This is a genomic window from Sporosarcina sp. Y352 (genome assembly GCF_056786535.1).
This window is the reverse complement of record NZ_JBXCJE010000010.1, coordinates 19,304-42,588: the sequence shown is the minus strand read 5'-3', so window position 1 is coordinate 42,588 and position 23,285 is coordinate 19,304. Positions and strand designations below refer to the sequence as shown.

Genomic DNA, 23,285 nt, shown 5'->3' with positions numbered 1-23,285 from the left:
CCGATAATGCCCATTGTTGAAAGTTAAAATAAACCCCGGCTCCGTGATTTATACGGTCCGGGGTTTATAGATTTGATCAATAAACAGATGTATTTTCAGCAGTTACATTTTCAAGAATCTCTTTTACACGTGCAAGGAATCGGCCGCAAACAAGACCATCCAGAACACGGTGATCGAGTGATAGACATAAGTTAACCATATCACGTACACCAATCATGCCGCCATCCATGACTACTGGACGTTTAACGATTGATTCGACTTGTAGGATAGCTGCTTGCGGGTGGTTGATGATTCCCATTGACTGAACAGAACCGAATGAACCGGTATTGTTAACTGTGAATGTTCCACCTTGCATTTCAGATGATTTCAATTTACCTGAACGTACTTTTCCCGCAAGTTCTTGAATATCACGCCCAATGCCTTTGATTGATTTCTCATCCGCGTTGTTGATGACGGGCACATAAAGAGAATCTTCTGTCGCCACTGCGATGGAAATATTGATATCTTTTTTCTGAATGATTTTGTCGTTTGCCCACATTGAATTCATCATCGGGAATTCTTTCAATGCTTGTGATACTGCTTTGACGAAGAATGCGAAATATGTCAAGTTGAAGCCTTCTTTTTTCTTGAAATCATTTTTCAATGAATCTCGGTATTGGACGAGGCTCGTCACATCGACCTCAATCATCATCCAAGCGTGTGGTGCTTCATGTTTCGAACGCAACATATTGTTTGCGATTGCACGGCGTACGCCTGTAACAGGGATTTCGATATCTCCTACTGCAACAGGAACATTGACTGGATTAGCTGCTATTGGTGCAGTTGTCGTCTGTGTAGCGGGTGAAGAAGCAATTTCTTCCACAACATGTGCTGCAGAAACTGCCGGTGCTGTGATAGTGCCACTTTCGATAATTGCGAGCAAGTCTTTACGCGTGATTCGGCCGTCTTTTCCTGAACCTTCCACAAGTGACAAGTCGATACCATTATCTTGAGAAAGACGGAGTACTGCTGGAGAATAACGTCCTGCTGCTGCCCCTTTTTCCCGATTCAAAGATGAAGTTGGTTTTTGGGAACCCACTGCAGGCATTTCGTTCGCAGGTTCCGCTTTAGCTGGAACAGCCTCTATTGCAACTTCGGCAGTTTTTCCGCCTTCCGTTTCAATTGTACAAACGAGGGCTCCAACCGCAAGCGTTTCTCCTTCTTGTGCGATTAATTCTTTAATGACACCAGTGAATGAAGAAGGTACTTCTGCTGTTACTTTGTCTGTATTTACTTCTGCGAGTGAATCGTATTTGTTTACTGTATCACCCGGTTTTACCAACCATTTCTCGATTGTGCCTTCTGTCACACTTTCACCGAGTTGTGGCATTAGTATATTTTCAATAGGCAATTGAGTTACCTCCTTCCCAATTAAAATTCAGCAAGCTCACGCGCCGCCTTTTCTACTTTGTCTGGATTGACCATGAAGAATTTCTCCATTGTCGGTGCATAAGGCATTGCCGGAATATCAGGTCCAGCAAGTCGTTTAATCGGCGCATCAAGCTCAAACAGGCAGTTTTCAGCAATGATAGCTGCAACTTCTCCCATAATGCTTCCCTCTTTGTTGTCTTCTGTAACTAAAAGGACTTTACCTGTTTTTGAAGCTGCTTCAATAATTCCTTCTTGGTCGAGCGGATAAACTGTACGAAGATCAAGAATATGTGTCGAAATCCCATCTTCCGCCAGACGTTCCGCTGCTTGTAAAGCAAAGTGAACACATAATCCGTAGGTGATGATAGTGATATCATCACCCTCACGTTTTACATCTGCTTTTCCAATTGGCAATACATAATCATCTGTTGGTACTTCGCCTTTAATCAAACGATAAGCACGTTTATGTTCAAAAAACAATACCGGATCTTCATCGCGGATGGCTGCTTTCAAAAGCCCTTTTGCATCATATGGCGTTGAAGGTATAACAATTTTCAATCCAGGTGTACTTGCGAACATCGACTCAACGGATTGCGAGTGATAAAGCGCTCCGTGGATTCCTCCTCCAAACGGTGCACGAATAACGATCGGACATGACCAGTCGTTGTTTGAACGGTAACGAATTTTTGCCGCTTCCGAAACAATCTGGTTAACTGCAGGCATGATGAAATCAGCAAATTGCATTTCTGCTATTGGGCGTAAGCCGTACATTGCTGCACCGATTCCGACACCTGCAATCGCAGATTCCGCAAGCGGTGTATCAAGCGCACGGTACTCTCCGAATTGATCGTACAGACCAGCCGTCGCTTTAAAGACGCCGCCTTTACGCCCAACATCTTCACCGAGAACGAAAACGCGGTCATCACGTTCCATTTCTTCTTTCATTGCAAGTGTAATTGCATCGATATAAGACATAACAGCCATTACTCGTTCCCCCCAACTTCAGCATACACATGGAGTAGCGCAGATTCAGGTTCAGCGTACGCAGCGTTTTCCGCATAATCGGTCGCTTCGTTCACTTCTTTCATAATGCGTTCTTCCATTTCCTTTTCAAGTACATCAGTAAGTATGCCAGCTTCTTTCAAATAAACTGCAAACATTGGAATCGGATCTAGTTTCTTTTCATTTGCGAGCTCTTCAGCATCACGGTATTGGCGTTGATCATCATCTGAAGAGTGAGCAGTTAAACGATAACAGATTGTCTCCACAAGACTTGGACCTTCTCCCCGACGTGCACGATCTGCTGCTTCTTTAACAACTTTGTACACTTCAAGCGGATCGGTTCCGTCAACCGTAATACCAGGCATTCCGTAACCGATTGCACGATCAGAAACATTTTCACAAGCAAGCTGTTTTTCAACTGGAACTGAAATTGCATATTTATTGTTTTCAACCATGATCACTGTTGGAAGTTTATGAACACCTGCAAAGTTCATACCTTCATGGAAATCTCCTTGATTGGATGAACCTTCTCCAAGTGTAACAAACGTGATGAAATCTTCTTTTTTCATCTTCGCAGCTAGTGCCACGCCGACTGCATGCGGCAATTGTGTCGTAACAGGAGATGACCCTGTCAATATACGATTTTTGCGCTGGCCGAAGTGACCAGGCATTTGACGGCCACCAGAATTTGGGTCTTCCGCTTTTGCGAATGCAGACAGCATTAAATCTTTCGGAGTCATTCCAAAATGTAAGACAACTCCCATATCACGGTAGTATGGTGCAATCCAATCTATTTCATTATTAAGTGCGAAAGCTGCCCCTACTTGTGCTGCTTCCTGTCCTTGACACGAAATAACGAATGGGATTTTCCCTGCACGATTGAGGAGCCACATACGTTCATCAATTCGACGGGCCATTAGCATCGTTTCAAAAATTTGCATTACTTCATCATTCGATAAACCAAGTTCTTCATGACGCGATTTTACCATTTCTAAAATCCCCCTTTTACATATGGATTGCTTTTCCGTCAACAGCTAAAGCTGCCTCGCCCATTACTTCAGAAAGTGATGGGTGCGGATGAATTGTACTTGCCACTTCCCATGGGGTCGCATCAATGACCATTGCAAGTCCAGCTTCAGATATTAAATCGGTAACGTGTGCTCCAATCATATGGACACCTAGGATATCGTCCGTCTTTTTATCTGCAATAATTTTAACGAAGCCATCAGAATTACCATTAACAAGCGCTTTTCCGATTGCCATGAATGGAAACTTCCCAACTTTAACATCGAAGCCTTGTTCTTTCGCCTGTTTTTCCGTTATGCCGACGCTTGATGCTTCAGGACTGGAGTAAATACAGCGCGATATTTTTGTATAATCAATCGCTTCGTTTTTCAAACCAGCGATATGTTCGACAGCCGCTATCCCTTCATGAGAAGCGACATGTGCTAACTGAAGTCCACCGATAACGTCCCCGATGGCATATATATGATGTTCTTTCGTCTGGAATGTCGGTCTAGTCTTTATAAAACCATTTACAATTTCAATTTCCGTATTATCAAGACCTATTCCTTCGACATTCGCTTGGCGTCCCACAGAAACAAGCATTTTTTCAGCTGTGAATGAAGTTGTTTCTCCCTTCATCTCTGCTGAAATCGTAACTGACTCTTTTGCTTTAACGAGTGTTTCAGGGAGCACTTTGGCACTTGTTGCAAATGTAATTCCTTTTTTGGTCAATAACTTTTTCATTTCTTTCGAGATATCATCGTCTTCAGTCGGAATAATTCTGTCTGCGTATTCGAGGACAGTGACTTGAACACCGAAATCATTTAGCATAGAAGCCCATTCGATACCGATAACTCCGCCACCGACAATGATGATTGATTTCGGAAGTGCCTCCATAGCAAGTGCACCATCCGAAGACATAATTTGAGTTTCATCGATTTCTAAACCTTGTAAGGTACGTGGTCTCGAACCCGTTGCAATGATTAAGTTTTTTAGAATTAGCATTTCATTTTCGTCACCATTGTTCATTTCGACCGAAATCGTACCCGGCATTGGTGAGAAGATTGATGGACCAAGCATTCTACCAAGTCCGTCAAATACATCAATTTTCCCTTTCTTCATCAATGCCGTCACACCGCCATGTAACTGTTTGACGATATCATCCTTCCGTGCTTGGACGCGACCGAAATCGAGTGATACGTCTGTTACATTAACGCCGAAATCAGCCGTGTGGTTTTTAGCTGTATTGAAAACTTCTGCACTTTTTAATAATGCTTTACTTGGAATGCAACCTTTGTGCAGACATGTACCGCCGAGTTTTCCTTTTTCAACAAGTGCTGTTTTGAGCCCTAGTTGAGCGGCGCGAATAGCGGCGACGTAGCCACCTGTTCCGCCTCCCAATATAACTACATCATATTCTCTAGCCATTGTAGATGGCCTCCCTCTCAACGCCCCGTCAAGACGGGTAAATTTTAGCTGTCTCTTCACCGGTTAATACACGTAATGCGCCCTCAGCAAGTGCTTGTAGTTCATCTTCCCCGGCGTAAATAACTATATCTGAAATCCAGTCGATTCTCTTAGTAATATCCTTAACAAATCCTTTGCCATAAGCAAGTCCGCCCGTAAGGATGATTGCATCGACTTTGCCATGAAGGACGGTAGCAGCACTTCCAATTTCCTTAGCGACTTGATATGCCATCGCTCCGTAAACTAGTTTTGCTTTTTCATCGCCGTCTTCGATTTGTTTTTCCACACGAACAGCATCATTCGTCCCGAGATAGCCAACGAGACCACCTTGCCCTACAATTTTCTTCATCATTTCATGGCGGAAATACTCCCCCGAATAACATAATTCGACGAGATCACCCGCAGGAACTGTTCCCGCTCGTTCTGGGCTGAATGGTCCATCTCCATGCAATCCATTGTTCACATCAACCACTTTTCCGAACTCGTGCACACCGACTGTAATGCCACCGCCCATATGTGCCACGATTAAGCGGAGAGAACCGTACTCTTTACCGACCTGTTTTGCATAGCGCCTTGCAACCGCCTTTTGGTTTAACGCATGGAATATGGATTTTCGATTTATTTTCGAAAATCCAGAAATTCGCGCAATCGGTTCAAGTTCATCAACAACAACGGGGTCAACTATAAATGCAGGAATGTTTAGCCCGGATGCGATTTCACTAGCGATGATGCCACCAAGATTCGATGCATGCTGCCCGGAAAATCCTTTTTCCAAATCAACTAGCATTGCTTTATTAACCGAATAAGTGCCACCTTCGATCGGGCGTAAAAGACCGCCACGACCGCAAATGGCAGATAGTTTTGAAATGCTAATTCCTTCTTTTCGTAAAGATTCAAGTATGGCTGCTTTTCGAAAATCATATTGAGCAATGATGGAAGGATACTGTGCAATTTCTTCAGGAGAATGACTTATCGAACTCTCCATCAGCTGTTTTCCGCCTTCAAAGACGCCTATTTTAGTTGATGTAGATCCTGGATTAATAACCAGTATTCGGTGTAAGTTCTCAATCACAAGTTGTCCTCCTTCCATATCGGCTCTCTTAATTATATTTCTGAAACTATTCAAAAACGAAGAATCCAGTTAGGATTACCGTTTTGATAGGACGTTTTTTTCATTTTGCAAGAAAGTACTTCTTGTATTGGCAACACGCGCAATACGCTCTTCCGCCATGCGGTCAGCAGCAACATACGTTGGAATATTATCGCGTTTTGAGATAGCGAATATTTTCCCGATTACGTCGTAGATTCCTTCGACACGTTTTAGTGCACGTTCACGGTTATAACCATCAAGCTCATCTGCAACGTTGATAACACCGCCTGAATTGATAACGTAGTCAGGTGCATAAACAATACCCAATTCGTGAATTAAGTCGCCATGACGCGGTTCTTTTAATTGATTGTTTGCAGATCCTGCAATAACTTTTACTTTCAATTGTGGAATCGTCTCATCATTAATGATTGCACCCAGTGCACACGGTGCGAATATGTCTGCTTCTTGAGAGTAGATTTCATTGATGCCAACTGCAGTTGCACCAAATGCATCAACTGCACGTTGAACGGCTTCTTCGTTGATATCCGTGATAATCAGTTTTGCGCCTTCATCATGCAAGTACTCACAAAGTGCATATGCAACGTTACCTACACCTTGTACTGCTACTGTTTTACCAGCTAGTGAGTCGCTTCCAAATGCTTCTTTTGCTGCCGCTTTCATGCCATGGTAAATACCGAAAGCTGTGACAGGCGAAGGATTACCTGATGATCCTGCTCCAGCAGAAGTACCTGTAACATAATCTGTTTCTAGATTGATCAAGTCCATATCCGCTTCAGTAGTTCCCACATCTTCTGCAGTAATATAACGACCGTTCAAACCTTCAATGTATCGACCGAAAGCACGGAACATTTCATCGTTTTTGTCTGTTTTTGGGTTTCCTATGATAACTGTTTTTCCGCCGCCTAGATTCAAGCCCGCAGCTGCATTTTTATAAGTCATACCACGCGCAAGGCGAAGCGCATCTTCAATCGCTTCTTCTTCACTTGCATATGTCCACATCCGTGTTCCACCAAGTGCCGGTCCAAGTGTCGTATCGTGTATAGCGATGATTGCTTTCAGTCCTGAGACTTTATCCTGACAAATAACGAGTTGCTCATAGTCTTGGTTTTCCATATATTTAAAAATTTCCATTGTAAATTCCTCCTAAGGGTATCGTTCAATTTTCATTTTATTTTGCGGAAAGGATTGCCAGTGCAAGTGAATACAATTTACTTTCAGCACTGTCTGCCCTTGATGTTAGGACTATCGGTGCTTTTGCTCCCTGGATTATTGCGCCTACTTTTGCATTTGCGAAATACATTAGCGATTTGTAAAGAATATTTCCTGCTTCGATAGTTGGAACGACGAGAATATCCGCCTTTCCTGCTGTAACGCCCGTAATTCCCTTATGCGCTGCAGCCTTCTCAGAAATTGCGTTATCAAGCGCAAGTGGCCCATCGACAATACAACCCGTGATTTGTCCACGTCTGTTCATAATGACCAGAGATGCTGCGTCCGTCGTCGGTATCATTGCCGGATTAACTGTTTCGATTGCGGCAAGTGGAGCAACGATAGGTTCCTGGACCCCGCATGCATGTGCAGTAGCGACGGCATTCCGGATAATTTGCGCTTTTGCTTCTAAGTCCGGTTCAATATTCATCGCTGCATCCGTAATAAATAGAAGTCGGTCAAAGCCGGGAACTTCAAAAGCTGCGACATGCGACAATATCTTACCTGTTCTAAGCCCGTATTCACTATTCAGTACAGCTTTAAGTATGGCAGACGTTGCCAAATTACCTTTCATCAAAACAGTCGCACTTCCACTTGAAACCGCTTTCACAGCAAGAGTTGCCGCGTGATTGCTGTCCTCAGCATGAATAATACTTACATTCGTATTATCTGACAACTGGGGGAAATAAGTTCGAATCATAGACTTAAGTGTTTTTTCGTCATCGAAAAGTACAAAAGATGCAAGTTCTCTTTCAAGAGCAGTACTTACCGCTTGTAGAACTTCCAAATCTGCAGCTGATGCAATGGCAACGATTGAATCATTCTTCAATTTTGCATTGACGATTAGTGAGTCGAGCGTAATCATGGTCACGCCTCCTTTGACTTAACATAACGCCTGTTAAACAAGGCTGAACTTTTCAAGTTTGTAATAAAGCGATCGAAGAGAAATACCAAGTCTGTTTGCTGTTAACGATTTGTTCCCATCATTTTCTCGGAGCGCTGTCTCAAGAATAGATTTTTCATATTCATCCATTATAGATGCGAGCGTGCTTGATTCTGAGAGTGTCTCTTCCTGCTCTTTATGTCCCCGAGATGACAATGACTTAACTATATCTTCTAATCCAATAATGGACTCTCCAGACTCCATATAAATCATAGCCCGACTTAAAACATTTTCAAGTTCTCGGACGTTCCCCGGCCACTCATAACGCAAAAGCCTTTCCTGTGCATCAACCGTAATCTTTTCGAGATTCATGCCGAATTCTTGGTTTAGCTTTACTAGCAAATGGCCAATGATATAAGGTATATCATTTTTACGGGAACGAAGCGGTGCAATCTGAATTGAAATCCGGTTCAATATATAATAGAGCTCTTCATTGAATTTACCTTCATGCATTGCTTTTTCCAAGTTTTTTGAAGTTGCCGCAATAACACGAACGGATAATCGGATAGGGATTGTCCCACCATATTTATATACCGTCCCATTCTTCAAGTAGTTTAGCAATCGTACTTGAGCCGGAAGTGATAGATCGGCCACCTCATCCAGGAATAATGTGCCTTGTTCAGACTCTTTAAAAAGTCCATGTGTACTTTCTACATATCCGAAGTCGGAAGTGCCTGATTCCTGTCCAAATAACTCCATCTCTAAACTGACTGGGTCCATGGCTGCACAATTTACCCGGACGAACTTTTTGAAACGCCTTTCGCTAGCACTATGAATGGCATGTGCAAACAACTCTTTCCCTGTACCAATTTCTCCACGGAGAAGGACGGGAACATCCGATTTAGCAGCCAATTTTGCTTGCTCAATCGATATGCTAATATCAATTGATGTGCCATAAATATCTTCAAAGGTATAAGTTGATTCGAGTTTTCTAATGATTGTTCGTGCACGGTCAAGTTCTTTCATCAAATTACGCATTTCGGTTATGTCGTGAATGACACCGACACTCCCTTTTACTTGGTGATCAACAATGATTGGTGCAACATTGACAATTACTTCACGATTATTTTCACCTATACGCATATTGACTCCACGAACCGGTTTCCTCGACTTAAGTACTTTCATATGAATACTTTCACCTTCGTTAATATCCGCATTCGCGGGTTTGCCAATGACCTCATCTCTTGAAAGACCAGTGATTCGCGAATAAGCAGGATTAACGAGAATTCCATACCCTTTATCATCGACAACCGAAATCGCATCGTCGCTAGAATGAATAATCGCTTCAAGCATCGTTTTCATTTTATTCAAATCCGTAATTTCTTCTGCAAGAGCAACGACTTCCGTTATGTCTTTAAAAACAGCAAAAGCGCCAACTTTGTTCCCCGTGGAATCTAATAGAGGGAAACGAGAAGTAACAATTTTTAAACCGTTACCTAGAATCAGTTCCTTATTCAATTCTGCTCTTCCCGAATTAAACACTCTCGGAAGTTCAGACGTCGGGACGACTTCCTTTATTGGTAAGCCAATAGCTTCTTCAATTGGAAAACCAATCATCTTTGAAGCTCTTTTATTGAAAAAGTCAACTTGCCCTTCTCCATCGATGCCGATCATGCCCTCTTCAATCGAATCAAAAATCAATCGCTGCTTATGCATCTCCGTATGAATCCGCTTAATATATGTATCGTTTTCCTCAAGAAGCTTCACAAGAAGATTCGCGACAGAACCAGGTATTAGTACGGTGTGGGCGGGTCTCGCATTTAACAGCTCAGTGAATACAGATTTATCACCGGTTACATCGAAAATGATATGCAAGTCGTCGTTCAGGTGACTTTTCCAATCCACTCCATATGCGATACCTAGTTTTTTTGCACGAATAATTCCTGGTGCTTGTTCATCCGTATCAATGATTGCGTTTACATTCATGAAATCTAAATTTTGGAGAAGGTCCAGTATTATCAATCCGCCTGTCCCCGCCCCGACAATGAGGACGTTTTGCAAGGATATTCATTCTCCTTTTTTAAACCATGCAATATTTTGCATTTACAACTACATCATACATGAAAGCACGGTTCTTGACAATAAAATATGAGCAGGTAAAATTGTATTTGTTAAGGAGTTGTCTTATATGGCACGTCTAGCAGCATTTATCGTGTTGCTTATCCCCGGACTATTTGCAGCCGGCGGCATTAAGCTTATGCGAGATTCTATATTTGGTGTTTTATTCAATCCGTTTCCGTCCATAATGCTTCAATTCATTGTAGGGTTTTTATTATTCGGAGGAGGTCTGTGGTTTTTTGCAGGTTTCCTATTGCGCCGCGACCGAAGAAAAGGACGAGTGCAAGGACGATTCAAACAAGAGTAAGAACAGCTGTGGTTTTTGGAGAGTCAACAAAATTAAATGGATTGAGACAGATTCATTTGTCTCAATCCATTTTTTTACTTTTAAGACGATCTGGATAATCTGTAATCCAGCCATCAATGTACGGAGGCGGATTTAAAACGATGGGTTCTATTCCAGTGATGCCATATACCCTGATTTTCTTCCCGGATAGAATTAGATTGTTTAAATAGGGTTCTTTCAATAATCGTTTATGTAAATGGAATCCATCCGCGTATGTATATTGTTCCAGGTTACTCCAATCCACAACATTTTTACGTAAAAGATAAGCCGTTTCTATTTGGGAATTAATTTTTTTCACCATTTCTAATAACTCGTAGTCAAATGACGAGATGTGGACTTCTTCAACATGAGTAACGATATCGAGAATTTGTTTGATAAATTCTGGACGTTCCGAAACCGTTTCTTTCAATTCGACGTTAAGTGCTAAATGATGGCTTTGGCAAAATGACACTACTTCAATTAATGTGGGGATTTTGTGTCCTACAAATAAACGAGTGTATTTTCTCCCCACGCGGATTCGCTTCACTTCTACACCTGTCATAGATGAAATTGATCGACGAATTCCTGCAAGTCTTGATAGTACTAGGTCATGGATAACAAATAGAACGCCGTCTTCAGTCACTTGCACATCCAATTCGATACCATCAGCACCTTGTACGACAGCTAATTCAAATGCTTTCATTGTGTTTTCAAAGCGGGCACCTGAAGCACCTCGATGCGCAAAGATAGATGGCTTAGACATTCAGCACACCATCTTCTATTGTGAAAATACCTTTCGTAGTACCGTGAAGTACGGAAGACTTAGAACCGATTTCAATTATGGTTCCTGAATAGGCTTCCTTTGTTACTTCGATTTGTCCGGGAACTGCGAGCTTAATTTTACGTAATTCGAATTGAATCTCTTTATCAAGGTGTAAAATGCTTTCTTTGTTCGATTTAATCGTCTCTGTCAGTTTCAAGTATGCGTCTGCTCGCGTGCCCTTCAAATCTTTCTGAACCCCTTCTATTAGCGAGACGTTATGTTCAAGTTTAGCGACAACTTCTTGGCGTTCTTTCAACTCTTTTGCCATTTCTTGAATTTTTATATAGATTTCATCTTTATCGATTCCTTTTGAACGAAGAACGGTTTTCCGTTCATGGTTGTTTCCTGCAAAAGCACATTCAATTTTATAAAGCGCTTCGATTACACCTCCAATTATTTTCCCTTTGTTGTTGTCGACAAATACATAATCAGCAGTAACTTCCGTTCCTAGCAGATATAGACCTACATGAATTTCTTTCCCATATAACTTACAGTTATTTGCATGCTTTATAAAGATATTTCCTTTTGCTTCGACAATGGTCATTCCTCCGCCGAACACACCGCCTTTTATGTAAATATCCCCATCACTCGACTGAATTTCCTTCGCATTTGTGATTCCTTCATTTCCTTCTATAGCAATGCTGCCCGTCGCGTTAATCGAATAACCAGCATTGACAGTTCCATAAACTTTAACTGCACCGTCAAATGTAATCGAACCCGTTTCAGGACCAACATCCCCATTTACGATTAGCTGTTTCCCTACACCAATAACACCGCCAATGCTTTCTAGAGCCCCGCCGTGCGCTGCCCGCAGTACGAATTTACCCATTTCTTGCACTTCAGTCACTGATTTCTTATCATAAGCTAGCTGCTTCTCTTCTCCTTTTTGAGCTGGCAGAGGGTTTCCTAAAATATCACAACCATCGATACCTTCTTGCGCTGGAATTTTTTCGCCAAGCCAATCGTCTTTAACAACAGGAGTAACAAAATTCATCTCGAAATAATCGGCAATGCCATCTTCACGAATGACTGGCCTTCTTTCAGGAATTACTATGTATGTAATGACCGAATCTGCACCTTTTTGTGGCTTCCTTCCAACGGCCGCCGTAATTGGCTCACCCGGTTTAAATGGTTCATTTAGTAATACTTTTTTTCCGTATATGATTCCAGCCTCATCAATCACACTTTCAGCTGCTTTAAGAATAGATAGTTTATTTTCTTCGTATTCTTTAACTGACAAATTTATGTATAGTTGGGCTGTCATCTTATCAGTTGAAAGGGCCACTTCAATTGCAGGCAACCAACTGCCAATAATATATTCTCCTTCAGGATTCGCTAGCGCTTTCCGTAACGTTGTAAACGAATTAAGTTTTAGCTGTGGATGGTCACGCGTTATTTCATCGAATGATTTAAGTGGAAAACCATTCTTCTTTGTACGCAATATTACTTTTTCCTCTACTACCGAAAGATCAAAGTAATCATTTTGAATCAACATAGAAGTTTCATCCTTTCTCTATTTATCATTATAAAGAATTATTACTCGATTTGTTGGAATAGTTCGTCTTAAACGACAAAGAATACCCGCCCTGGAACATTGATTCCGATGAGCAGGTATAACTATTGGTCAATTTTATTACTTACTCAGCTCGCCAAATGTTCAAGTCGAATCTTATCGGCAATCATTGCGATGAACTCTGAATTTGTGGGTTTACTTTTCAAGTGGTGCACAGTATAAGTGCTAGTATGAAGGGGTAAGCTATATAGTTTGTCGGATTAGGAGATCATATTCTTTATTGAATTTTATCCATTATATTTACTGATAATCTTACCCTATATAATAGAAGGAGTCAATTAGGATATGTTAGTATAAAAGCCCCCACTAGCTCTGTATACGAGACTGTAAAGGGGCTATTGTTAATCCTGCTTAATGTCTATCATTTTGATGGTATTTTTAGTGATGCCTTCTTCACCAAATTGAATCATCAAGCATGCCTTATCGGTTGTCTGTGTTCTTCACAGTATACTGAATGCCAAGGCGTCTCTCTTAATTGTTCGCCCCTTCCCATTCTCCTCGAGTTCGCATGTTACTGTGGCTTCAGCTGACTTCTGATTGTTCAGCCATGCATCACTGAATAGGTTACCAAGTGTACTTGGCTAATCAATCGGACAAATATATACATAGCTAAAACGTCGCTGCGACCATATAATGTCATATGTGGTAACAACATTTATTAAACGAAGACGATTTCATCTTTGGATGAGGTCGTCTTTTTGTGCACCTAAAATGGGCGTAGAATATAGGGGAGAATAATATATGTATTTAATGATTTGCATTTTAAATCATCACGATAGAAATATATCGAAGTGATTTTTTCAATATGCCTGTCTAATTCGTCTTTCTCTCCACCACCTTCATGTTTGTTTTAACATCTAATTTGAATTTTTGAAAATCAAAATAACCGACAATGGGTGGTATTTGATTGCTGAACGGGATTTATATAAGAAAAGCTGCCCTGTAAAGGCATTAGTTGAATAAGGAATATGTAGTACAACCCCAGTGCTTAGAACTTGTTTTTTTCTTACCTTTCCACCCCGTTTTTTGTAGTTCTTTTGCAATCAACATATTGAAAAATCCATGTCCAACCAATACTACTGATCTATGTTCTTGAGCATACTTAACTAACAATTCGGATGCCTTTTTAGCCCTGTCTTTTGCGTTACTCAAAGACTCGCACCCTCTTGAATAACCACTAAACCACAAACATCTTAAAATCACTGCCCAAATACTCGAATTTAATTTTAATCTCCATAAATTCGTTAATGGAATAGGTAACTCAATTTCACGAAATAGAGGGTCTGAAATGGCTTTTAAGTTTGAATTCAACAAATTTGCCGAGTCGACAGACCTTTTAAAATCACTTGCTATAACAATATTTGCTGTTGCTATATTTTTTAGCGTTACTGTTGGATAAGCGTCCTCTTCAAAAACACCGCTATAGTCATACTTTTTAACCCAATCCCCAAATTCTTTACATGATATTCTAATAGTTTTAGTACACGTGGATTTACCATGTCTAATCAATGAAATCTCCATTGTTAGTCTCCTTTAATATATGATGAGTTAGTTTTTCTATATTAAATATTAGAATTACTTGTTCAACTAACCTGCTCCGTTAGTTGAACAAGAACAGGTAACTCTCAATAATTTGTTTATACTTTCGTAGTTTTCCGGTTTCCACTCCTACAACGCCAAAGTCCAGTTACTTAATTCTGTTATTCGACCCGATAACAAATGGAATTACTGAACCTTCTGCCTTCGAAACCTGTTGAAGTTTCTTCTTATTGCGTACTATTTTTTAAAGAATTACAAAAAAAATACAGATGCTCTCATTAATCCCACCTATAAATTAGTCCCTATTGGACAAAATATGTTACGGGACAGTGCTGCTAATGCTAAAACAATAGCACATTCCTATAAGAAGGGAATGAAACAGATGGCTGATATCAACGAACGCAAACGTGACGATAATGATGCTAGCAAAGCAGTAGGAACCGGTGTAGGTGCTTTTCCTGGAGATACCATGGCTACTGCTCTTGATCCATTTGGTGCTGCTGCGGGTGCTGTTGCTAGTGGAGAGCCGGAAAACAAGGCGGGGGAAGGTACAGTTGATGACGGCAATCATGGCTCCAAAAAAAAAGAGAAGAATTAAGTAAAATCATCCTTTAACCGATGAGTTATGAAATGCAGTGGACTTCCTAAATGGGAGTCCAAAGCTTCTAATTTTTCTTGGATAATAATATTGCCATCTTTTTCTGTCATAGTTAAATCACGAGGTTGGACAAGCGGTGGTAAATTAAGGTTGCCGCAAATTGTTGAGATTAAATGAAAAATGTGACCCTCCATTTAAGGATACGTCGCCTTTTTGATGTTCTATTGCAGCAAGGTAAAAGACGATAGACAATCTCCTCTTGTTGAACTAATGAACCCGGGCTAAAATGATGTAAGCCCGAATTATAAATAATAAGCGCACCTTTTTTATCAAATACATCATTTAAATTCCGCTTAGATCCGTAAAAAGTTTCTTCAGGTATTCGTAGAAATCCAAACCGTTACTTTTGGCGGTTACTGCAAAACTCATACAGATGGCGTTTGCTTTTCTCCAACGAAAGGTGCTAGGGAGAGCGCAATTATCTACAGTATCGTGGAGACAGCGAAAGAGTATTACTATCTCCCCCAGCTTTTCAAAACGCTTTCCAATGTGTAACAGACGTAAATTGGACAAATTGATGCATTGGTCAACAACATTAGTAGACCATAAATTTAATTAATGATAAGTCTCGTTAAATAGAAAAAAACTCGATTACAAAAGATATAGTTTAATAATAATATAAGAATATTAAGGAGAGAATCAAATGAAAAACAATGAATTAAAAGAAACACCACATATTAAGCCAAATGGAGTAGAAATAGCTGAAACTATACTTTTGCCAGGAGATCCATTTCGTGCAAAGTTTATAGCAGAAAACTTTTTAGAGAAACCAGTTCTTTTTAATGAAGTTCGAGGTATGCTGGGGTACACAGGCGAATATAAAGGAAAGAAAGTTTCTGTTATGGGTACCGGTATGGGGTCACCAAGTATGGCAATATATTCATGGGAACTAATTAATAATTTTGGAGTTAAAAATTTAATTCGTATAGGTTCATGTGGGGCTATGCAAAATGATATTAAGTTATATGATATTATACTTGCTATGGGAGCAGCAACAAATTCAAATTATGCACATCAATGGAATCTTCCAGGTCAATTTCCAATTACAGCATCTTATGAATTATTAGAGAAAGCAAAGAAAATAGCTGATGAAAAGAATTATAAGGTTCATGTAGGGAATGTACTATCTAGTGATGTTTTCTATAATGCTGATGAAACTGCAACAGAAAAGTGGTCTAAGATGGGAATATTAGCGGAAGAAATGGAAACGACAAGTTTATATTTAAATGCTGCTAGTGCTGGAGCTAAAGCATTAACAATTTTAACAGTAAGTGACCATATGATTACACATGAACAAATAACACAAGAGGAGAGACAAACTTCATTTACGAAGATGATGGAAATAGCTTTAGATTTAGTATAAGTAATGGGAGTCATAAATACCTCTTTTATTGGATGAATGTAAATGTGTCACAGAGTAGATACGCCTAAACATCACCGAGGAGCATCAATCCGAATTTAAAAAAGTCATGAAGTATATTAACTCTGATAACCCGTACAAATCCATCATTACCTGGTCAGATATGCTAATTTACGTCGGGGATTTTATCTTAAACGGTTGGAGGAAAGAAATATGAATGTGGACGAAACAAGAGGAAGAATCGTCCTCTGCTCCCCCACTTAAGCTTATTTTGACGGAGACAACGGAACGATGTATGGTATCAATCCAAAGACGCCGCTACATGCGCGTTTAAATGGTGAATACTACGCGGTAACTAGTGCGGATGTATTTTCCCCGCCATCGTTTGCGTGGGTAGATGCGGTGTTGTCGTTGAGTGAATGGAGAAAGTTTAATAGAGGGTAAACAAAAAAACGACCTTTCCCTAATCGGATTGGTCGTTTTATTTTTGAGCCATTGCAAAATATACAGATCAACTCTTCAGTCCTGTTGCGCAACCGGACGTTTAAATAACGACGAATGTCTTCGTAGCCGTGGGTTGGTGTTTCCTCTACTACTGGTTCATCAACAACCGTAAACTTTCGCATAAACCAGCTGGCAGAGACTTCCCCAGCTGGTTTATATGTTATTTAGTCGATTTAACATCTCTGAATTGATGCCTATAAAATTAATGTTCCAAAATTAAATCCGCTGGCTAGAATTGGTGGTCCTGTATATGCACATATGCATAATCCCTTTAGGCTAGAGCGTGAGGCCAATCCGGATAAATTAATAGATTAATTCTTCTATCCTGATGAGATGCCATTAACCTCCTCATTGAAGGACAATCTTTCTATTCCTAAACTACCTAGTCAATTTTTGAGATGGATTGCTGATCAAAGAGACTAAAAGCGTTCGAAAAAGTACATCTTTACAAACAGGTTTATTGAAATGAAATACATTAAAGAATCTCGTTCGTATATATAACATCACTTTTCGAACGTTCACTAATATACTAGTAACTTCACGAACGGATTTATAAACTTTAAGAAACAAATGTTCTAAAAGAAGTATTCCATTTTAGGAATCACAAAAATTTGTTATATCCGATTATGAACTAAAATCATGTAAATAAAAAAGCTACTCGTGGGAGTAGCAAATCATTTTTAAAAAGTAATTGTGAAAGTTAGGTTTAGTATTTTTAGTGTGTGAGTAAAATTAACAGCACGCGCGTTTCTTGTCGCTATGTGCGATTTCCCGGGAAAAGATTATGTGGACGGCCCCCTCAGCAACCTTCACGGCCATTTCGGCATTTGGAAACCCCTTTACTGCCCCTACTGCTGCTCTGATAATTCCTTCAAATACTTTTTATCCATCTAAATTATCCCCAAGTAACTTCTATAGCATTATACCAAGGTGAAAAATTCAGTTTTTCTGAGCATCCATTCCCCTATTCTGCTCCGCTTCCATACATAGTTCTTAGCCGTTTCGTTTTCGGATAGGAATGGGATGATTCATTCTTCTTATCCAACGTGATAACTCCCACTTCCCTATTACTTTAGTGCAGTGGGAAACTGATACTATGACAGTTTTAAACAACAGGGCCCGATATATTCAACGTCTCCTTGCGTAAAACTGACGATGGAGTTGACGAACTTGCTCCGCTAGTTCAGGAACAGGGCCCTCTATTGTGGTATCACGAATAACATCATGAATGGGAAGATTTCGAACGCGCGATGGAGTAACCCCCATTTCATTCAACCATTGTACCAACTGTTCAGACGAACTTGCATAAACGATCCGACCTAAACCAACCCAACCATGGGCTGCAGCACACATAGGGCAATGTTCACCAGAGGTATATACTGTCGCTTTGCTCCTTTCTTCAGGTGTCATGTTACTGGTTGCCCATCGCGCCAAAGCAAATTCTGGGTGTTGAGTATGGTCCCCACCCGCAACGTGGTTATGGTCTTCTACAAGCACCTCTCCGTTGGCTGAGACAAGTACTGAACCAAATGGCTCGTCACCTTTCTCCAATGCAGTTTTTGCTAATTCAACACAACGTCGCAGGTGCTTCAAATCTGAATCACTTATCATAATTGTATCCTCCTCGTCCTTTTTTATTTTTTCATCAATATTCCATAAACATGACCTGTTTGCGGAAGACTGATCCTATTAAAAGTCAATCAAATTCATATGTATTTGGCAAGTATATATAATTTGTTTTTTTAAAACAGATTATCTTCTTCATTTAAAATTAATAATTCCTTTATGAAAAATTTAAGACCTACTGTAGCACCTAATACCGTTTTACTTGAATCTCTCTCCACTTGTGAAGACCTTCAGTAAGTTCGTCCTACCCATTCATTCAACCATTCAATTTCCTCTTGCTGTAAAATCTGTTCTTCCTTCGTTTCTCTATTTACTACATTGTACCAATTTGCTTCTTCCCATTCTAAGTGGGTTTCCCACTCACACATTACTTTAACTGCCTTTTCTGTTTCTAATTGCTGTCTAGTTTTGAATGGTATCATTTTCGCCATATTTACCACCTCTTCCGATCTAATCTGTTCCTTCTATAATAAAAGTTTCAACCGGAAGAATCAAAAAAGCCCAAACTATTTTAGTCTGGACAATCTTGAAATCACATCTATTTTTGTATGAACAGAAAGGACAAGAGGTTATAGGGAAAGGTCCAATCGTACAAACGACTTCTGGACCGATTCTATCCCCTGGTATTTGAGCAATATTAAATATTTTCATAACTTCCCCTTTATGCTTTTGGACCGCCCGCAACATATAGTACTTGACCTGATACAAAAGAAGCTTCTTTGCTTGCAAAGAAACAGACTGCGTGAGCGACATCCTTTGGTAATCCTACACGTTTCACAGGTATCTGTCTGCTTTTTTCTTCTGTTAATTGTTCAAAGTTAATGCCATTTCTTTCGGCAACAGATTTCGTCATCTCCGTCGCGATGAATCCCGGGGCAACCGCGTTAACGGTAATATTATATCGACCAAGTTCCAATGCCAATGTTTTTGTAAACCCTTGAATCCCGGCTTTCGCAGCTGCGTAATTTGCTTGTCCTCGATTTCCTAAAGCGGATGCCGAGGATAAATTTACAATACGACCGTAAGCGTTTTTCACCATGATTTCTTGAACGTATTTACTGCAAAGGAAAGCCCCTTTCAAATGGACATCCATCACTTGCTCCCAATCATTCGTACTCATTTTATATATCAAATTATCTCGGATGATTCCAGCGTTATTAACTAAAATGTCTACCTTTTCATGAGTTTCTTTTATGGAATTAAATACTTTCGCAACATCATCTTCATTTGTAATATCTACATTAAACTTTTCAAAAGAAATATGTAGTTCTGTAAATTCATTACAAGCCTCATTTAATGCGGATGTGTCTGAATCCAAGAGACAAACGAGTGCTCCGGTAAGACCTAATTCTTTTGCAATTTCTTTACCTATACCTCTTCCTGCTCCAGTAATAACAGCAATTTGATTGTCAAAACTAGTCAAACATTAACACCTACTTCTTCATTATTTTTTATCAGATAAATGAAGCAAACGACATTTATAATCTCCTACGATTTCTTCCATAATTGCAGCGACACTTTTTATTTCATCAATAAGTCCAATCGACTGTCCGAGAGCAATTACACCGCTGTTCAGATTGCCAGTTTCGATGAGTTATTTGTAAGATTCCCTGCTTATATATGGAAATATTTCATCAAAAGATACACCTTGTTCTTCGATATTTGCAAGCTCAATCGAATGCTCTGTTTTCATTGAAGTAACTGGGTGAATCCCCATAACTTCAGGAGATACACAACTCACTGCTTGGGCAATAGTTTTCGCTTTTGGTTTCAATTCATATTCGTTCATTTTCTCTTCTGACATCATGAGAACGATGTATGCGCCATCATTTCTTCCACATGCATTTCCGAATCAAATTCAAAGATAGCATCCGTTCTTTCCTTCAGTTCTTCAATTGTTATATCAGACAATATTTCAACAAGCTTCATGCTGTCTTTTTCAAACTTAAATACTGCATGTTCTGTCACGACTAAGTCCGCTTTGCGTATTCCACTCGTTGGAAAAGTAAGTTCCTTAACCAACTTGGCTTCACCTTTTTTAGATAAATGAGAAGTTGCTATAATGATTCTTTTTGCGCCTGCAACTAAATCCATTGCACCGCCTACACCTAAGATCGTTTGACCTGGAACTGCCCAATTCGCAATTTCTCCAGACTGACTAACTTGTAAAACTCCTAATACAGCAACGTCTATATGGCCACCTCTAATCATTGCGAATGAGCTCGAACTATCAAATAAAGAGGCACCGATTTCCATTGTTACAGGGTCTTTACTCGCACTTATTAAATCCATATTTTTCTCTTCAGCGGGCGGTGTTGGTCCCATACCAAGCAATCCATTCTCTGACTGTAATACAAGATGTTTATCTCCCAAATAATCTGGGATGAGCGTTGGAATTCCTACACCAAGATTTACAACTTGTCCTTCATCTAGCTCCTGAACTACGCGTTTTGCAATTTTTATACGGTCAGACTTATTCAACGAAAACACCACCTTTTTTAACATATTTATTCAACACAATATAATCCACATAAACATGAGGTGTTACTATTTCTGATGGTAATAGAGTGCCGTTCTCAACAATTTCATCGACTTCCACGATGACGACTTTACTAGCAGTAGCCATTAATGGATTAAAATTCCTACCTGTATGGTCGTAAACCAAATTGCCCAATCGATCCGCTTTATGTGCCTTAATTAGGGAAACATCACCTTTAATCGCTTTTTCTAAGATGTATCTTTCCCCATCAATTACTTTTTCTTCTTTTCCTTCAGCTAATTTCGTCCCGACAGCTGTCTTTGTATAAAAGCCACCGATTCCAGCGCCACCACACCTAACAGCTTCTGCTAAAGTACCTTGTGGAATCAATTCGATTTCTAATTCACCTTCGGACCAAGCTTGAACTGCATCACGATTTGTCGTAAAATAACTCCCGATTGCTTTCTTCAATTTCTTATCTTTCAAAAGAATCCCTAACCCTTTACTAATTTCCCCTAAATTATTACTTACAACAGTGAGGTCTTTTAATGATGATGCTGCTATTCCATCTATTAGAGTCAATGGAGTGCCGGACATCCCGAATCCCCCAACTAGTAATTTATCCCCGTCTTTGATAAAATCCAAAAACTCATTTACTTTTAGTAGTTTTTCCAACTTTATTCTCCTTCCCAAGACTGTTCTATTCTTATTTTCATTTAGTTATCCACCTTCCAACTTTTTTCAGCTTTTGGATGATAGTTAATGGATTTACTTGTAATACTTTCGCAATCCTTTGGAATGAGTTTTCGGTTCACCGACTCGTGCTATTAGTTCTATTTTCAATTGTTCAACCGCTTCTATATAAAGGCTTGATTTTATTTGTGGATATTTCTTAAAGATGGCATGACAGTTGGTATAACTATCTTTAATATAGGAGATGAACAATTACAGGGAGAATTACAATTACATGAAAAAACGGTTAATAGATGTAAGAATTCTATAATGCCTGGAAGTGTATAAGTTGTCTCTGAAGGTAAAATTCTCCTATCTTTTACTAGGTTAAGATAGGAGACCGTTGAACGTTAAAGTAGATCTTGATTGCATTTAATGATAGGCTAACTGGCCCTAAAACAACTCCGGCATTTTAAGATCCAGGCACATTAACTAATCCTGGGTACAAAAATAAAAGTCTCTCGAAAGAGACAAAACGACAACCACAGAACTCGTCGGGAAAGATGCATTTACTGATCTCGCTGTTTTGAAGGCGGTTTATTCAGGATGTCTGTATGCCTATTGATATTAGTTTGGTAGAGCAAGATACTCGAATAATGATTTACCTTCTATAAGGGTCTGCCTAAGTAGTTACAAAAACCTTAAAAAGTATTCCTAAAGCTTTTATAACAGTTTATTAACTTATATTTTCTAGCCATAAAACTTTGAAGCTTTCACTTGAATTAGACAAGGAACTATCAAATTGTAATTTGTAGTCAGCTGTTACAATAACGTTAGACTCAATTTTCTTCAATGGCATTTCTATTAAAACTTTATATTTCCCCGGCGCTGGTACCATATAATATTGATCAAAACCGTTTTTCAAGCAATACCTCGTTTTATAATACCCGCCTAAATATTTAGGTATCTCATGCACTTTTCCGCTTTCTAAACATTCACGTATAATCGTGGAACTAATCTTATTGTTCTTCACTTTCTGTTCAGCCAAAACGGTTACATCTATTCCAATCTCTTCATATTCTTTCAAAGTACAGACCGTTCCTCTAGCTTTCGCTCCATAATGGTAATCAAATCCGCAAACAATATGATTCGCTCCTAATCCTATAACGTAGTCCTTTATAAAAGCATCGGGCTCGATACGAGCAAAATCCTGATCAAATTTAACAATGTAGTAAATATCGACTCCGAGTGCATTCATCTTACTAATTCTTTCGTCTAATGGTTCCAAATACTTCATTTCCATCGATGGTGATAAAACGCTTTTCGGATGAGGGAAAAATGATAATACAGATAAGGCCATCTCCTTATCTTCCTTGTTAATAGTAATTTCTTTCGCCATCTCTATCAATTTACGATGGCCAAGATGTACGCCATCAAAATACCCAAGTGCCATCGCGGAACATGGAGAATTCGAGTGAAGCGCTTGGATATTCTCCTGATTTACATAAATAACTTGCATAT

At 39.7% G+C, this 23,285-nt stretch carries 22 protein-coding genes and 1 pseudogene; 3 read left to right on the top strand and 20 right to left on the bottom strand.

What is annotated here, in order from left to right; translation table 11 throughout:
- Positions 1-76: 76 nt before the first annotated feature.
- Genes AC1TO6_RS15485 through AC1TO6_RS15450 form a run of 8 tightly spaced genes read right to left on the bottom strand, consistent with a single transcriptional unit; the run spans position 77 to position 10,148 of the window.
- The gene (locus AC1TO6_RS15485; RefSeq protein WP_482102522.1) at positions 77-1,390 is read right to left on the bottom strand and encodes a dihydrolipoamide acetyltransferase family protein; all 1,314 of its coding nucleotides are present in this window, start codon (positions 1,388-1,390) and stop codon (positions 77-79) included.
- Positions 1,391-1,410: 20 nt separating this feature from the next.
- Complete coding sequence (locus AC1TO6_RS15480; RefSeq protein ID WP_482102521.1) at positions 1,411-2,394, bottom strand: alpha-ketoacid dehydrogenase subunit beta; 984 nt, start codon at positions 2,392-2,394, stop codon at positions 1,411-1,413.
- The gene (locus tag AC1TO6_RS15475; RefSeq protein ID WP_482102520.1) at positions 2,394-3,401 is read right to left on the bottom strand and encodes a thiamine pyrophosphate-dependent dehydrogenase E1 component subunit alpha; all 1,008 of its coding nucleotides are present in this window, start codon (positions 3,399-3,401) and stop codon (positions 2,394-2,396) included. Before AC1TO6_RS15475 ends, AC1TO6_RS15480 begins: the two co-directional genes overlap by 1 nt.
- Before the next feature lie 16 nt (positions 3,402-3,417).
- Positions 3,418-4,845 carry a dihydrolipoyl dehydrogenase gene (gene lpdA / locus AC1TO6_RS15470; protein ID WP_482102519.1) on the bottom strand — a complete coding sequence of 476 codons (1,428 nt, stop codon included), beginning with the start codon at positions 4,843-4,845 and terminating at the stop codon, positions 3,418-3,420.
- Between the two features lie 28 nt (positions 4,846-4,873).
- Entirely contained in the window at positions 4,874-5,974 is a 1,101-nt protein-coding gene (buk, locus tag AC1TO6_RS15465) for a butyrate kinase (protein ID WP_482102518.1), read from the bottom strand.
- A 57-nt stretch (positions 5,975-6,031) separates the two neighbouring features.
- Entirely contained in the window at positions 6,032-7,126 is a 1,095-nt protein-coding gene (locus AC1TO6_RS15460) for a Leu/Phe/Val dehydrogenase (RefSeq protein ID WP_482102517.1), read from the bottom strand.
- 37 nt (positions 7,127-7,163) lie between these two features.
- Complete coding sequence (gene yqiS, locus AC1TO6_RS15455; RefSeq protein WP_482102599.1) at positions 7,164-8,066, bottom strand: phosphate butyryltransferase; 903 nt, start codon at positions 8,064-8,066, stop codon at positions 7,164-7,166.
- A gap of 36 nt (positions 8,067-8,102) precedes the next feature.
- Entirely contained in the window at positions 8,103-10,148 is a 2,046-nt protein-coding gene (locus tag AC1TO6_RS15450) for a sigma 54-interacting transcriptional regulator (RefSeq protein ID WP_482102516.1), read from the bottom strand.
- A 127-nt stretch (positions 10,149-10,275) separates the two neighbouring features.
- On the opposite strand from AC1TO6_RS15450, the gene AC1TO6_RS15445 reads away from it, so the two are divergent.
- Entirely contained in the window at positions 10,276-10,512 is a 237-nt protein-coding gene (locus tag AC1TO6_RS15445) for a DUF2627 domain-containing protein (RefSeq protein WP_482102515.1), read from the top strand.
- A gap of 61 nt (positions 10,513-10,573) precedes the next feature.
- Here AC1TO6_RS15445 and AC1TO6_RS15440 read toward each other — a convergent pair whose 3' ends face one another.
- The 4 genes and pseudogenes from AC1TO6_RS15440 to AC1TO6_RS15425 form a co-directional block, all read right to left on the bottom strand.
- Positions 10,574-11,293, bottom strand: a complete 720-nt coding sequence (locus tag AC1TO6_RS15440; RefSeq protein ID WP_482102514.1) for a glycerophosphodiester phosphodiesterase — start codon at positions 11,291-11,293, stop codon at positions 10,574-10,576.
- The gene (locus AC1TO6_RS15435; RefSeq protein WP_482102513.1) at positions 11,286-12,848 is read right to left on the bottom strand and encodes a DUF342 domain-containing protein; all 1,563 of its coding nucleotides are present in this window, start codon (positions 12,846-12,848) and stop codon (positions 11,286-11,288) included. The genes AC1TO6_RS15440 and AC1TO6_RS15435 overlap by 8 nt, the downstream gene beginning before the upstream one ends.
- 146 nt (positions 12,849-12,994) lie before the next feature.
- Positions 12,995-13,087 (bottom strand): annotated as a pseudogene (locus AC1TO6_RS15430) (sporulation transcription factor Spo0A); the annotation flags it as partial.
- Between the two features lie 790 nt (positions 13,088-13,877).
- Positions 13,878-14,447: a histidine phosphatase family protein gene (locus AC1TO6_RS15425; RefSeq protein WP_482102512.1), complete on the bottom strand. Its 570-nt coding sequence runs from the start codon at positions 14,445-14,447 to the stop codon at positions 13,878-13,880.
- Positions 14,448-14,847: 400 nt separating this feature from the next.
- Here AC1TO6_RS15425 and AC1TO6_RS15420 point away from each other — a divergent pair, with 400 nt between their 5' ends.
- The gene (locus AC1TO6_RS15420; protein ID WP_482102511.1) at positions 14,848-15,063 is read left to right on the top strand and encodes a hypothetical protein; all 216 of its coding nucleotides are present in this window, start codon (positions 14,848-14,850) and stop codon (positions 15,061-15,063) included.
- Between the two features lie 703 nt (positions 15,064-15,766).
- Positions 15,767-16,486 carry a purine-nucleoside phosphorylase gene (deoD, locus tag AC1TO6_RS15415; RefSeq protein ID WP_482102510.1) on the top strand — a complete coding sequence of 240 codons (720 nt, stop codon included), beginning with the start codon at positions 15,767-15,769 and terminating at the stop codon, positions 16,484-16,486.
- Between the two features lie 341 nt (positions 16,487-16,827).
- Here deoD and AC1TO6_RS15410 read toward each other — a convergent pair whose 3' ends face one another.
- The 8 genes from AC1TO6_RS15410 to AC1TO6_RS15375 all read right to left on the bottom strand — a co-directional run bounded on the left by AC1TO6_RS15410 (position 16,828) and on the right by AC1TO6_RS15375 (position 23,283).
- Positions 16,828-17,109 (bottom strand): hypothetical protein, encoded by a 282-nt coding sequence (locus AC1TO6_RS15410; RefSeq protein WP_482102509.1) that lies wholly within the window; start codon positions 17,107-17,109, stop codon positions 16,828-16,830.
- A 1,006-nt stretch (positions 17,110-18,115) separates the two neighbouring features.
- Positions 18,116-18,598 carry a nucleoside deaminase gene (locus AC1TO6_RS15405; RefSeq protein ID WP_482102508.1) on the bottom strand — a complete coding sequence of 161 codons (483 nt, stop codon included), beginning with the start codon at positions 18,596-18,598 and terminating at the stop codon, positions 18,116-18,118.
- Positions 18,599-18,843: 245 nt separating this feature from the next.
- On the bottom strand, positions 18,844-19,044 hold the full coding sequence (locus AC1TO6_RS15400) for a hypothetical protein (RefSeq protein ID WP_482102507.1): 201 nt from the start codon (positions 19,042-19,044) through the stop codon (positions 18,844-18,846).
- Between the two features lie 230 nt (positions 19,045-19,274).
- Positions 19,275-20,036, bottom strand: coding sequence for a 3-oxoacyl-ACP reductase FabG (fabG, locus tag AC1TO6_RS15395; protein WP_482102506.1), 762 nt, complete (start codon positions 20,034-20,036; stop codon positions 19,275-19,277).
- Between the two features lie 171 nt (positions 20,037-20,207).
- On the bottom strand, positions 20,208-20,402 hold the full coding sequence (locus AC1TO6_RS15390) for a hypothetical protein (protein ID WP_482102505.1): 195 nt from the start codon (positions 20,400-20,402) through the stop codon (positions 20,208-20,210).
- A gap of 14 nt (positions 20,403-20,416) precedes the next feature.
- Entirely contained in the window at positions 20,417-21,094 is a 678-nt protein-coding gene (locus AC1TO6_RS15385) for a 3-oxoacid CoA-transferase subunit B (protein ID WP_482102504.1), read from the bottom strand.
- Positions 21,087-21,767 carry a CoA transferase subunit A gene (locus tag AC1TO6_RS15380; RefSeq protein ID WP_482102503.1) on the bottom strand — a complete coding sequence of 227 codons (681 nt, stop codon included), beginning with the start codon at positions 21,765-21,767 and terminating at the stop codon, positions 21,087-21,089. The genes AC1TO6_RS15385 and AC1TO6_RS15380 overlap by 8 nt, the downstream gene beginning before the upstream one ends.
- Positions 21,768-22,500: 733 nt before the next feature.
- On the bottom strand, positions 22,501-23,283 hold the full coding sequence (locus tag AC1TO6_RS15375; protein WP_482102502.1) for an adenylyltransferase/cytidyltransferase family protein: 783 nt from the start codon (positions 23,281-23,283) through the stop codon (positions 22,501-22,503).
- Positions 23,284-23,285 lie beyond the last annotated feature (2 nt).

Excerpts from the sequence above, each read along its gene's own strand:
- AC1TO6_RS15425 (WP_482102512.1), bottom strand. The coding sequence starts at position 14,447 with ATGGAGATTTCATTGATTAGACATGGTAAATCCACGTGTACTAAAACT.
- AC1TO6_RS15445 (WP_482102515.1), top strand. The coding sequence starts at position 10,276 with ATGGCACGTCTAGCAGCATTTATCGTGTTGCTTATCCCCGGACTATTT.
- AC1TO6_RS15475 (WP_482102520.1), bottom strand. The coding sequence starts at position 3,401 with ATGGTAAAATCGCGTCATGAAGAACTTGGTTTATCGAATGATGAAGTA.
- AC1TO6_RS15405 (WP_482102508.1), bottom strand. The coding sequence starts at position 18,598 with ATGATAAGTGATTCAGATTTGAAGCACCTGCGACGTTGTGTTGAATTA.
- AC1TO6_RS15420 (WP_482102511.1), top strand. The coding sequence starts at position 14,848 with ATGGCTGATATCAACGAACGCAAACGTGACGATAATGATGCTAGCAAA.
- lpdA (WP_482102519.1), bottom strand. The coding sequence starts at position 4,845 with ATGGCTAGAGAATATGATGTAGTTATATTGGGAGGCGGAACAGGTGGC.
- AC1TO6_RS15460 (WP_482102517.1), bottom strand. The coding sequence starts at position 7,126 with ATGGAAATTTTTAAATATATGGAAAACCAAGACTATGAGCAACTCGTT.
- AC1TO6_RS15375 (WP_482102502.1), bottom strand. The coding sequence starts at position 23,283 with ATGCAAGTTATTTATGTAAATCAGGAGAATATCCAAGCGCTTCACTCG.
- buk (WP_482102518.1), bottom strand. The coding sequence starts at position 5,974 with ATGGAAGGAGGACAACTTGTGATTGAGAACTTACACCGAATACTGGTT.
- AC1TO6_RS15390 (WP_482102505.1), bottom strand. The coding sequence starts at position 20,402 with ATGAACGAATATGAATTGAAACCAAAAGCGAAAACTATTGCCCAAGCA.
- AC1TO6_RS15400 (WP_482102507.1), bottom strand. The coding sequence starts at position 19,044 with ATGGCGAAAATGATACCATTCAAAACTAGACAGCAATTAGAAACAGAA.
- AC1TO6_RS15435 (WP_482102513.1), bottom strand. The coding sequence starts at position 12,848 with ATGTTGATTCAAAATGATTACTTTGATCTTTCGGTAGTAGAGGAAAAA.
- AC1TO6_RS15410 (WP_482102509.1), bottom strand. The coding sequence starts at position 17,109 with ATGCGAAAGTTTACGGTTGTTGATGAACCAGTAGTAGAGGAAACACCA.
- deoD (WP_482102510.1), top strand. The coding sequence starts at position 15,767 with ATGAAAAACAATGAATTAAAAGAAACACCACATATTAAGCCAAATGGA.
- AC1TO6_RS15440 (WP_482102514.1), bottom strand. The coding sequence starts at position 11,293 with ATGTCTAAGCCATCTATCTTTGCGCATCGAGGTGCTTCAGGTGCCCGC.
- AC1TO6_RS15480 (WP_482102521.1), bottom strand. The coding sequence starts at position 2,394 with ATGGCTGTTATGTCTTATATCGATGCAATTACACTTGCAATGAAAGAA.